Below are 11,354 nucleotides of genomic sequence, written 5' to 3'. Positions count from 1 at the left end.
GGGAGATGCCGATCTACGAGCCGGGGCTGGAAGAGCTGGTGCAGCGCAATGCGGAAGAGGGGCGTCTGACGTTTACTACGGATCTGGATAGCGCTGTGCGCAAGTCGGAGATTATCTACATCTGTGTGGGAACCCCGCCGCGTGAAGACGGCTCGACGGACATGGGGCAGGTGGAGAGCGCGGCGCGTGGGATCGCGGCGGCGATGGACCGCTATAAAGTGATCGTCAACAAGTCCACGGTGCCTGTCGGGACGGGCAGCTTTGTGCGTGAGGTCATCGAGACGAATCGGCGGCGCAATGTAGACTTTGACGTGGTGTCGAACCCCGAGTTTCTGCGCGAGGGCTCTGCCATTCAGGACGCCCTCAACCCCGACCGCATCGTCATCGGTGCCCCCAATCAGATCGTCGCGCTGAAAGTTCTGGAGCTCTATGCGCCTTTAGAGCGCCCGATGATCATCACCGATGTCGCCAGCGCCGAGCTCATTAAGTATGCCTCAAACGCCTTTCTGGCCGTCAAGATTAGCTTCGCCAACTCTATCGCCAATATCTGCGAGGCGGTGAACGCCGATGTGATCCAGGTCATGAAGGGCGTCGGGCAGGACCGCCGGATCGGCCCCGCGTTTCTGAATGCGGGCCTCGGGTACGGAGGAAGTTGTTTCCCGAAGGACTCGTCGAGCCTGCTCCACACCGCAAAGAGTGTTGGCTATGACTTTCCCATCCTCGAGGCCACGATTCAGACCAACGAGGAGCAGCCTAAGCGCTTTATCAAGAAAATCGAGACGGAGCTGGGGGGCTTTAAGGGCAAGAAAATCGCGCTTCTGGGGCTGGCGTTTAAGGCCAACACCGATGACATGCGCGATGCGAAGTCTCTGGATGTGATTGCCGCTGTCTTGGCAGGCGGTGGCGAGATCGTGGCCTTTGACCCGATTGCGATGGAGAACTGCAAGAAGATCTTCCCGCAGATCACCTACGCCAAAAGCTCTTTTGAGGCCGCCGAGGGAGCCGATGCCGTGGTGGTCGTGACCGAGTGGAATGAGTTCAAGCAGATTAACTTAGAAAAACTCAAAGCCGCGATGACCGGTAGCCATGTCTTTGATGGTCGAAACCTCTACGACCCGGATAAAATGCGCCGAGCTGGGTTTGTCTACCATGGCATCGGGCGAATGAGTAAGTAGACTCTTGGGGGTGGGTTTGGTGTATAATCCGACCAACATGTCAACTCATATCTTCTCCTCTTTCTCCTACCTATTGGGCTACTTGTCCTTTGGGATTGTCGCTACCACTCTGCTTTCCCCAAGGGCTTTTGCACAAGAGCCTGCTAAGCCGGTCTTCGCGGATGGACAGGCTCAGATTGTCCCCGCTTTCGCAAATGCGAGTGAGTGGGTCCGTGAGCGGCTCTGGGTCGAGACGGAGTTTGATTCCGATAAAAATGGGAAGCGGGATCGGGTGTATGTGAATGTCACTCGGCAGAAACAAACGGAAACTGAGGGGCTCAAGGTTCCGGTGATCTATGAGTCTTCGCCGTACTTTGCAGGCACATCCAGCGGAACGTCGGATCTGTGGGATGTTCGGCACGAAGTCGGAGCCGAGCCGCCTGCACGGACAGAATACCCCTCGATTATGTTCCGTCCCAACCAGACGACGATCTCAAACTCTCTCGTAGGTACCTGGGTGCCGCGTGGTTTTGCCGTTGTCCACTCGGAGGCTCCTGGGACGGGGCTCTCACAGGGAAGTCCCACGGTGGGAGGTGCCCCCGAGCGGCTGGCCCCTAAAGCGGTGATTGACTGGCTCAATGGGCGAGCGAAGGGCTTTACCACTATAGACGGGCAAGTCGAGGTTCGGGCGAGCTGGTGCACCGGCAAAGTCGGAATGACCGGCACGTCGTACAATGGGACGATCCCTTTGGCGGCGGCGACTACAGGAGTCAAGGGGCTGGAGGCGATTATCCCTGTGGCACCCAACACGTCCTACTACCACTACTACCGCTCTAATGGCCTTGTGCGCCATCCTGGTGGTTATCTCGGAGAAGACATTGACTCCCTCTACGACTTTATCCATAGCGGCGATCCTGTGACCCGCGAGGTGAGCAATCGGCTCTACCGTGATGGTGAGTTTGCCCGCGGCCGTGACCGCCGTACAGGAGATTACAATGCCTTCTGGGCGGAGCGTGACCTGCTCCCGTTTACGAAAAATATCAAGTGTGCCGTGCTGATGGCCCATGGCTTCAACGACTGGAATGTCGTCCCTGAGCACAGTGCTCGCATCAGTGCTGCACTCAAGGGGCGCGTGCCGCTGGTGCAGTACTTCCATCAGGGCGGGCACGGTGGCGACCCACCCTTTGCACTGATGAACAAGTGGTTCACTCGCTTTCTCTACAGCGTGCAGAACGGTGTCGAAAAAGGCCCCAAAGCGTTTATCGTGCGTGAGCGAGAGCCAGGTAGCTCAAGACCAGAGCCGACTCCCTACGAGGACTATCCAAACCCCGCCGCCTCACCCGTAACCCTCTTTCCCGTGCCAGGTGGCAAGACCAAGGGCAGCCTCGCGCTCCAAAAGTCCTCAAAACAGGGACAAGAGGAGCTGGTGGACGATGTGAGCCTGGATGCACCCAGCCTTGCTAAAGCCCCAGACTCACCGAATCGCCTGCTCTACGTCACCCCAGAGCTCACTGCGCCCTTGCACCTCTCCGGGACGGCGCGGGTGACCATCAAGCTTGCATCGAGTGTTCCGGCGGCAAACCTCTCAGTCTACTTAGTGCAGCTCCCTTGGACCGAAGGTCCCATTGGCACCGCGAATCTGATTACCCGTGGCTGGGCGGATCCCCAGAACGCCAAGAGCCTCACCAAGGGCGGCGACTACCACTCCATGAGTCGTGGCGAGCCTCTGAAGCCTGGCGCGTTTGTCACTCTGACGTTTGACCTCCAGCCCGACGACCAGATTATCCCGGCAGGCAAGCGAATTGGCCTGATGATCCTCTCCAGCGACCGGGATTTTACGCTCTGGCCCAAAGCGGGCACCAAGCTGACCATTGATCTGGATGCCACCCAGCTCATCCTCCCGATCGTGGGTGGTGAGAGCACGTTCAAGCGAGCGGCGGGAGGTTCGTAGCGATGTCCGATGCTGCGAGCAAGCTGTTTCAAGCACTGGATACAAACAATGATGGGAAGCTGAGCCGCGAGGAGCTTCCGGAGATTCTACGCCCCGCCTTTGATCGGATGGATACCGATGGCGATGGTTTTATCACATTAGAGGAAGAGGCAGCAGCTCGGGGGGCAGCGGCACACATTGCGATCGAGGCAACCCCGCTTCAGCGCTTTGTGGCGGCGCTTTCCGTTCGGGGAACCAGTGTTGCAGTGCCGATTCCCTTTGATCCGAACGAGACTTGGGGGCCAAAAGAGCGCCACGACGTGACCGGGACGGTGAACGGCCACAACATTCGTGGGCCGCTTCAGCCTGACCGGGAGGGCTTTGTGCTGACACTTGGCCCTGCGTGGCTGCGTGATGCGTCGCTGGATCTGGCAACCGAGGTCGAGGTAGAGCTTTCGCCGGAGGGGCCGCAGGTCGGTGAGCTAACAGATGACTTCCGTCTTGCGCTCCTTGCCAACCCGGAGGCGAAAGCGTTCTTTGAGTCGCTGCCGACGTTCTACCGCAAGAACTATGTCCGCTGGGTTGAGCAGGCCAAGCGCCCCGAGACACGCGAGAAGCGAGTTGCCGAGACCATTGTGTTGCTCACTGACAAGATCCGGGAGCGGCGCTAGCGAACCCCGAGCTTTCGGTCAAGGGCACGGAGCCAGGGCATTTTCTCAATCACTCCACTGAGCGAGGTTCGCTCTGCGGCGATATTGAGGGCGAGCAAGACGGCGAGCAAGATGGCTTGGCCCGTGAAGGGCAGTGCCTGGACCGCAAGAATCCCCGCAAGAGCACCCAGCAGGTTCGAGCCCGTATCGCCCAGCATGGCATGGGCGCGGGAGTCTGACCACCACTCAATCGCCAGAACAATCGCCAGAGGCCAAAGAGGGGCAAAGAGCAGAGGAGCAGCGATTGCCGCTGGGAGCAGAAAGAGCGCAAAGCCGAAGCAAGCGCGACCGGGCCGCAGATCCAGCAGGTTGAGCGTGTTGGCTCCTAGCGCAACAATCCCCGCCGCGACAATCAGGCGCAGGGGCTCTTGCGGAAAGCTTAGCCACGAGGCCCCTAGAGCCACCAAACCGCCGCCAAAGAGCTTGAGGGCTCCTGTGGTGGGCTTGCCCGCAAGCAGGCTCTTGAGGTGTCCCTTGAAACCACCCACGGCGCGACTGCCCCAGAGATCGTCGGCGAGGCCGAGGAGGCCAAAGGCAATCGCGGGCCAGAGCGCAGGGTAGCAGGCCAGTGGGAGCAAGAAGCTCAGGCCGACGGCAGAAGGGATCTCTTTTTTCTGGAAGTTAGGTTTCACCAGCTGTAGTTCGGGGCACAGCATCCGGGTAAAGACAGGGCAGAGTAGCGCCAGGACGGCAGCAATTATCTCCATTTCAGTAGGGCCTTTGCAACATCGCGGAGCTGGCGGGCACGGTGAAGCTTTCCACGCCAGTCGTTCTGAGTAACACGGTGGTCCATGGTCGTGGGGACTTCGAGCAGGCGAAAACCGGCGCGCAGGGCGGCAATATTCAGGCCAGTCTCGATCCCAAAGCCGGTGGCCAGGGGAAACGCGGACTGGAGCACCTCGCGACGAAGGCAGCGCTGGCCGGAGAGGGGAGCTTGCAGTGTCTGGCCTGTCGCACGTGCCACACCCGAGCGAGCAAGGCGCACCACGAGTCCCATGCCGCCGCCACGTCCCGGAATCACGGGAAACAGCGCAATGGTCATGTCCGTTTTACCTGAGAGCACGGGAGAAATCAGCGCTGTTGCCTCACGGGCAGTCGCGCCCAGATCGGCATCCAATAAGAGCAAAAACGCAGCATCCGTGGCGTGGAAGCCTGCTGTCAGCGCTGCCGCCTTGCCTTGGTTCTGTGGCTGGCGAAGTACACGCGCCCCAGCTTGCTCCGCTATAGTCGCCGTGTTGTCCTGCGAACCATCGTCAATGACCAGTACCTCGCTCACGCCTTCAAGCGTAAGGGCCGCCGTGACCGTCTCTGTGATACGATCCGCTTCATTGTAGGCTGGAATCAGGACGCACAGGCTCATGGCTCAGGGGTGGGGGAGGGAAGTGGTGTGGGCGTGGGCTTGACGAGAGACTCCAGAGGCGGCGTGATCGCGCCGGTCTTCAGGCCCAGGTTGCCATTCTCTCCTTTGAGCGCCACGATCAGCGCGAGCCAGCCCGTCGCCCGATTGACGCAGTCCACGGTGGCGTCTGCAGCCGAGCTCCAGAGAGGAATGAGGGAGGCAGGGGTTTCATAGAGCTCCACAGCAACCGTGCGGACTCCCGTGTTTTGCAGTGCCTTGAGGAGCGGAAGATCACGCCGCTGGGCTTGTTCCTCGCTCTCGCCGCCCGCCAGCACCACAAGGCGGGGGAGATCGCTTCGGCTTGCCAGCTCTGTGCCATCATCATCGGCGACCGTTTCACGCTCGACCATGGCTCCCGCTAGCTCCAGAGCCTTCTGGGCCTGCTCTGCCGCCTCGCGCCCGCTACCCACTTGCACCACCAGCACGGTCTTTCCGGTAAGCGCGTCTTTGACCAGTAAAGAAAGCGCGTCTTGGAGTGTCTTCTCGGTTTGCTCGCGCTCATGGGTCTCTTTGCGTAGCTCGATGGTCTCTCGGGTAAGCCGATTCACAGCGGTGGTTTGGCGATCCACGACTTTGGTTCCCACAAACGCTGTGCCCACCAGAATGCCAATTCCCAGTGCGAGAAAGAGAGCGGAGAGCGAGGCCACGTGGTAGCGAAAGTCAGGTGTCACGACCCTATTGTACCGTCTCTAGCAAGCGGGTAGCCGTAGGTTGAAACCATCGGCTTAAGAGGACGACGGCTGCCTTCGCAGCCAGTAAATTCTGTTGGGCACGGAGGTGCCCGTCGCCCTCTTAAGCCCCAAGACTTGTTCTTAGGGGCGTATTGTCGCTATTGTACCGTCTCTAGCAAGCGGGCTTTTTCTTCGTCGGTGAGGTCTTGGACGGTCTTGAACTGCTCGTTGTAGAGGTCCTGGTAGAGGCCGGGGCGGGCGATCAGTTCGGTGTGGGAGCCTTGATCTATGATCATTCCTTCTTGTAAGACGAGAATCCGGTCGGCGTTGAGGATCGTGCTGAGGCGGTGGGCAATGACAAAGTTTGTGCGGCCTTTCATCAGCTCGGCGAGGGCGGCTTGGATGTGCGACTCGGTGTGGGAGTCTAATGCGCTGGTGGCATCGTCGAGAATGAGAATCCGCGGGTTGGCCAGCAGCGCCCGTGCAATCGCCATGCGCTGCTTCTGCCCGCCGGAGAGCTTAATGCCATCCTCCCCGATCTTGGTGTCGTAAGCCTCGGGGAGCGAGAGAATGAACTCATGGAGATCGGCGGCCTTTGCGGCGGCGATCACATCCGCCTCGCTGGCCTCTTTGCGCCCGTAGCGAATGTTCTCCCGCAGGCTCACTGAAAAGAGAATGGTCTCCTGGGAAACCAGCCCGATATGGCGGCGCATGGTCTCCAGACGCACTTTTCGCACATCGTGGCCGTCCACAAAGATTCGGCCTTTGGTGACATCGTAGAAGCGTGCGAGGAGATTGACCAGTGTGGACTTGCCCGCGCCGCTCGGCCCCACAATGGCGATAATCTCACCCGGAGCGATCTTGAAATCAATGTCATGGAGGACTAAGTTTTCGGTGTCGTAGCCGAAGTGGACATGATCGAAGTGAATCGCGCCTTTGACGGTCGGCAGATAGACGGCATCGGGGGCATCTATGATCTCGGGGCGCGTGTCCAGGGTCTCAAAGACGCGCTCAATGGCCGAGCCTGCCCACTGGAGCTGGACATTGAAGTCCACGACACGAACAGCAGGGTCGTAGAGATAGGCGAGATAGGAGTAAAACGCCAGCAAGTTCCCCGCCGTCATCTCCTGAAAACCCACCAGCCGCCCGCCGTACCAGAGCAGAGTGGCCGTCCCAAGCATCCGGATGAGCTGGCTGGTCGCACCCAGAACTCGGTTGAGCTTGGTCTGGGTCATCCCGATCACAAAGCGCTCCTGCTCGGCCTTGATAAACTCGCTCTCTTCGTGGTCTTCTTGGGCAAATGCCTTCACCACGGCAATCGCGCCGAGCTTCTCGGTGAGCCCGGCGAGCATCTGCTCCCATTTTTCGCGTAGCTCCACCGAGATGGGCCGGATGCGCCCCAGGAGCAGCTTGTAGTTCACGACATAGAGCGGCAGGGTTACCAGCGCGATCACGGCGAGCCGCCACTCGATATGAAAGAGCCAGCCGATAATAATCACCAGGGTCGCCAGGTCCGTGATGAGATAGACAAAGCCCTGGGTGAGGGCGTACTGGATCACATCAATATCGCCGGTGAGCCGGGCCATGATCTTGCCCGGCTGGCGACCATCGTAGTAGGCGAGCGAGAGGCGCTGGAGGTGCCGGTAGCTCTGAAACCGCAGGTCAAAGACGACGCGTTGTCCAAGCCAAGAGATCAAGTAGTTGAGGGTGTAGGAGACCGCTCCACGCGCGATCGAGAGAGCAATGATGGCAAAAAAGATCTGCCAGAGAAGCTTCGTGTTTTTCGTGGGGATCGCGACATCGAGAATCTCCTTCTGAAAGAGTGGCATCGGGATCGCGGAGAGGGTCACCACAAACATCAGGATCACCGCCAGACCGACCCGGACTCGATAGGGGTAGAGGTAGCGTAGCAGCCGCTTGAAGTTCTCCATAGCTTATTGGCATTGTACCCCGTTCAAAATTTGCAACCAACCCTCGCTTTTGGTTGTCTCTGGCTACTAGGAGGAATCTAACGATTATGAAGCGTGTTATTTCTGATATGACCCGAGTGGGCGTTGTCACTGCTGTGGCGACGGCGGCGATTCTGGCTCCGGCCCACCTGCTCCCCAAAGCGACCCAGGCGACGCCAACCCCGCAGGCTGAGCTGCTCCACGTGGAGTCCGTCGGCCCGCTGGAACTGACGGGAAGCATGGGAGTTGCGATCAACGACAAGAACGAGATCGTCGGCACGGCGTTTGGCGACGACGAAGTGCGTGCATTTGTGGTTCGCAACCGACGCGGCGAGCTACTGCCCCTTCCCAAAGGCGCACCGTTCAGTGCGGCGACGGGGATCAATGCCAAAGGCGATGTGGTCGGCGTTATCGGCAACGAAGAAAACGTCCGCGGCACGGTCTGGGCAGGCAACAAGCCCGGCGTCCTCACCAGCGGCAAGCGCGACACCATGGCAACCACGATCAGCGGAAGCGGCACCGCCGCCGGCGTCGCCTTTGATAGCCAACAGCGTTTGGTTTGGGCTGATTTTTATTTGCGTTTTGGTGGAAGATCTCATCCTGGTGATGGGTTCAGTTTTGGAAGTATGCCTACTGGCATTTTTGGCTACAATAGAGTGCTAGACAACGGCTTCTCGGGGATGCTGTGGAGCAAGCCGGGTGATGGGAAAGCTATTGGCGAGTTTGTGCCGCAATCTGGCAACGCAAGCGGGACGCTCGTTGGTTTGACGATTGGCAAGAACGGGCCGGTTCCGGCGGCGTTTAAGAACGGCAAGATTGGGACGCTACCAGTGATGGGCGGGCTTCAGATGGCGATTCCGATGGCGGCCAACGAGCGCGATATCTTTGTCGGCGCGGGAATCTCGGAAGAGCGCATGGTCAAGCCGATTGGCTGGAGCAAGGGCAAGACGGGCGAGCTTCCGGTGCCGGGTAGCAAGCAAGGACTCGCTCTGGGCATCAACGACAACAATCAAGTCGTCGGCGTGATCGAGACCGAGGGCGGCGAAGCACATGCGGCGGTCTGGAGTGGCGGAAAAGTCATTGACCTCAACGATGTCATTGATGGCCGTGAGGGCTGGACTCTGGTGCAGGCGCGTGGCATCAACAACAAGGGCTTCGTGGTCGGCACGGGCGTCAAAGACGGCAAAGTCGGTGCGTTTGTCGTTGGTCCCGTGAAATAGGATTAAGATCAGGTAAACTATCGGGCAGAAATGCCGGGGCTGGCGGATTAACCGTCAGCCCTTTTTTTGTTTGAGGAACTCATCATGCGAAAATCTGCCGCTCTTTTTCTCAGTCTCGGGCTTGCCACGGTTGCACACGCGCAGGGCAACGATCCGGGGGCTCCGAATGTCTATGCCATCACGGGCGCGAAGATCGTCACGGCGCCGGGGAAAGTGATCGCGTCGGGGACACTGGTCTTGCGCGATGGCGTGATTGAGTCCGTTGGGGCCAATGTGACCGTTCCCAAGGATGCCAAAGTGATCTCGGGGAAGGGCTGGACACTCTATCCCGGGCTGATTAACGCGTCCACGCGGCTCGGAATGCCCACCGAAGTCGTCAAATCGGATCGCGGTGATAAGTACCCCGTGTCGGCGATCCAGTCGGAGAACAATGCCGCGCTGCTCTTCAAGCCCGATGCGGAAGCAAACAAGCCCTACCGCCAAGCGGGGTTTGGGATCGCACTCACGGCACCGGCGACGGGCTTGCTCCAGGGAACCAGTGCGGCCATCAGCCTCGGCGAGTCCGACAAAGTTAATGAGCTGATCCTTCAGCCTGCCGTGGGGATGCATCTTTCGTTCGAGCGCGGTGGCTTTGGTGAGTACCCTGGCTCGCTCATGGGCCAGATCGCTGCGACCCGCCAGGCGTTCTACGATGCTCGGTTCAAGGGCGGCAAAGGCGTTCCCACACGAACCATGCAGGCGCTCCAGCCCGTGGCGGATAAGAAGCTCCCGCTGATCGTCAAGGCCAGTGGCGCACGAGAGATCGAGCGGGCGCTCAAGCTCTGCAAAGAGTTTGGTCTGGTCCCGATTATCGAGGGCGGCACCGAAGCCTATGCCCTCGCCCAGAAGCTCAAGGACGCTAGAGCCAGCGTCTTTCTCTCCGCCGACCTGCCCGCCGCCCCGACAGTCGCGCCGGGTGAGTCCTCTACGGAAACCCTCCAGAGCCTACGTGCCCGTGCCCTGGCTCCTACAACTGCCGCCGCACTGGCAAAACTCGGTGTTCCGTTTGCGCTGACGACCAACACGCCGGGGGACTTACTCAAAAACACCCGCAAGCTCATTGCTGCCGGGCTTACCGAAGACCAGGCACTCACGGCGCTTACTCTCTCGCCCGCGAAGCTGCTGGGAATTGAGAAGCAGGCAGGAACGCTGGAAGAGGGCAAGCTGGCCAATGTGATCGCCATCGAGGGCGACTCACTCTTTGCGCCCAAGGCGAAACTGGTGCGAGTCTTTGTGGAAGGCAAGCCCGTCATGCTGGCTAGCCCCGGTGCCCCCGCCCCCAATAATGGGGGAGCCAGTGTTGGGGGTACTGCTCCCACGATTGACATTGCGAAAAGTCTGCCACCAGGCGTGACCCCCGAGATGGCGCTCCAGTTCCTCAAGGCCGATCCTGAGTCCGCCAAGCCGTTTCTTCCTGCGGGTGTGACGGTCGAGCAGGCCATTGCAGGCTTGGAAGGCAAGCCCACCTCCACCCCCAGCCCCTCCTCCGGCTCCGCGAAGGAGGGGAGTGAGGAGAAGCCTTTCGTATTGTCCAAAGTGGGTGCGGGGGTGATTCCGCCACTCCCACCAGCGCTGGCATCGAAGAGCTTTGTGATCCGAAACGCCACGGTCTGGACGAGCGCTGCTGCGGGGATTCTCAAGGACACGGATGTCTTGGTGCGCGAGGGTAAGATCACCGCGATTGGCAAAGACCTGAAGGTGCCGGGTGGGACGGTCGAGGTGGACGGGCGCGGTAAGCACGTGACGCCGGGGATGATTGACTGTCACTCGCACTCCGCCGTCTCCGGGGGCGTGAATGAGGGCAGCAATATCGTCACCGCCGAAGTGCGTATCGCCGATGTGCTCAACCCCGACGACGTGAATATCTACCGACAGCTCGCCGGTGGGACGACGGCGGCCAATGTCTTGCACGGCTCAGCAAATGCGATTGGGGGCCAGAACGCAGTCGTGAAGTGGCGCTGGGGCGCGGACTCTGCCGACGATTTGCTGATTAAAGACGCTCCCCAAGGGATTAAGTTCGCGCTAGGGGAGAACCCGACGCGTTCCAATAGCGGCGGTTCCCGCGAGGGAGTCCCACGCTACCCCGTGAGTCGAATGGGCGTGGAAAGAATCATTCGTGCACGCTTCACTGAAGCTCGTGAGTACGGCGCGAAACGGAAATCCGACCCCGACAGCACCCGCCGAGACTTGCAACTAGACGCCCTGGTGGAGATATTAGAGGGCAAGCGTCTGGTGCACTGCCACAGCTATGTCGCCAGTGAGATTCTGATGCTGATCCGGCT

The 11,354-nt window shown here is 59.8% G+C and carries 9 protein-coding genes; 5 read left to right on the top strand and 4 right to left on the bottom strand.

Annotated features, from left to right (window positions below):
- From RMO15_RS27420 to RMO15_RS27410, 3 genes are all read left to right on the top strand, one after another.
- Positions 1–1,175 (top strand): UDP-glucose/GDP-mannose dehydrogenase family protein (locus tag RMO15_RS27420; protein WP_309720388.1); only part of this gene is annotated, 1,175 nt, incomplete at its 5' end.
- 37 nt (positions 1,176–1,212) lie between these two features.
- Positions 1,213–3,105, top strand: a complete 1,893-nt coding sequence (locus RMO15_RS27415) for a Xaa-Pro dipeptidyl-peptidase (protein WP_309720385.1) — start codon at positions 1,213–1,215, stop codon at positions 3,103–3,105.
- A gap of 2 nt (positions 3,106–3,107) precedes the next feature.
- Positions 3,108–3,755: a YdeI/OmpD-associated family protein gene (locus tag RMO15_RS27410; RefSeq protein WP_309720382.1), complete on the top strand. Its 648-nt coding sequence runs from the start codon at positions 3,108–3,110 to the stop codon at positions 3,753–3,755.
- Here RMO15_RS27410 and RMO15_RS27405 read toward each other — a convergent pair.
- The 4 genes from RMO15_RS27405 to RMO15_RS27390 all read right to left on the bottom strand — a co-directional run bounded on the left by RMO15_RS27405 (position 3,752) and on the right by RMO15_RS27390 (position 7,795).
- Positions 3,752–4,501, bottom strand: a complete 750-nt coding sequence (locus RMO15_RS27405) for a hypothetical protein (protein WP_309720379.1) — start codon at positions 4,499–4,501, stop codon at positions 3,752–3,754. The genes RMO15_RS27410 and RMO15_RS27405 overlap by 4 nt on opposite strands.
- Positions 4,492–5,154: a glycosyltransferase family 2 protein gene (locus tag RMO15_RS27400; protein ID WP_309720376.1), complete on the bottom strand. Its 663-nt coding sequence runs from the start codon at positions 5,152–5,154 to the stop codon at positions 4,492–4,494. Before RMO15_RS27400 ends, RMO15_RS27405 begins: the two co-directional genes overlap by 10 nt.
- Complete coding sequence (locus RMO15_RS27395) at positions 5,151–5,864, bottom strand: copper transporter (RefSeq protein WP_309720373.1); 714 nt, start codon at positions 5,862–5,864, stop codon at positions 5,151–5,153. Before RMO15_RS27395 ends, RMO15_RS27400 begins: the two co-directional genes overlap by 4 nt.
- 158 nt (positions 5,865–6,022) lie before the next feature.
- A complete protein-coding gene (locus RMO15_RS27390; RefSeq protein ID WP_309720370.1) occupies positions 6,023–7,795 on the bottom strand; it encodes an ABC transporter ATP-binding protein in 1,773 nt (590 codons plus the stop codon).
- An 86-nt stretch (positions 7,796–7,881) separates the two neighbouring features.
- Here RMO15_RS27390 and RMO15_RS27385 point away from each other — a divergent pair, with 86 nt between their 5' ends.
- Positions 7,882–9,033 carry a hypothetical protein gene (locus RMO15_RS27385; RefSeq protein ID WP_309720367.1) on the top strand — a complete coding sequence of 384 codons (1,152 nt, stop codon included), beginning with the start codon at positions 7,882–7,884 and terminating at the stop codon, positions 9,031–9,033.
- 84 nt (positions 9,034–9,117) lie between these two features.
- On the top strand, positions 9,118–11,354 hold a 2,237-nt coding region (locus RMO15_RS27380), incomplete at its 3' end, for an amidohydrolase family protein (RefSeq protein ID WP_309720363.1).

This window comes from Armatimonas sp. (genome assembly GCF_031410135.1).
Classification (GTDB): Bacteria; Armatimonadota; Armatimonadia; order Armatimonadales; family Armatimonadaceae; genus Armatimonas.
The sequence above is the reverse complement of the archived record's forward strand: the minus strand, read 5'-3'. Positions and strand labels throughout refer to the sequence as shown.

Bases quoted from the DNA above. Each gene is read 5' to 3' on its own strand.
- RMO15_RS27385 (WP_309720367.1), top strand. From the start codon at position 7,882: ATGAAGCGTGTTATTTCTGATATGACCCGAGTGGGCGTTGTCACTGCT.
- RMO15_RS27415 (WP_309720385.1), top strand. From the start codon at position 1,213: ATGTCAACTCATATCTTCTCCTCTTTCTCCTACCTATTGGGCTACTTG.
- RMO15_RS27390 (WP_309720370.1), bottom strand. From the start codon at position 7,795: ATGGAGAACTTCAAGCGGCTGCTACGCTACCTCTACCCCTATCGAGTC.
- RMO15_RS27405 (WP_309720379.1), bottom strand. From the start codon at position 4,501: ATGGAGATAATTGCTGCCGTCCTGGCGCTACTCTGCCCTGTCTTTACC.
- RMO15_RS27400 (WP_309720376.1), bottom strand. From the start codon at position 5,154: ATGAGCCTGTGCGTCCTGATTCCAGCCTACAATGAAGCGGATCGTATC.
- RMO15_RS27410 (WP_309720382.1), top strand. From the start codon at position 3,108: ATGTCCGATGCTGCGAGCAAGCTGTTTCAAGCACTGGATACAAACAAT.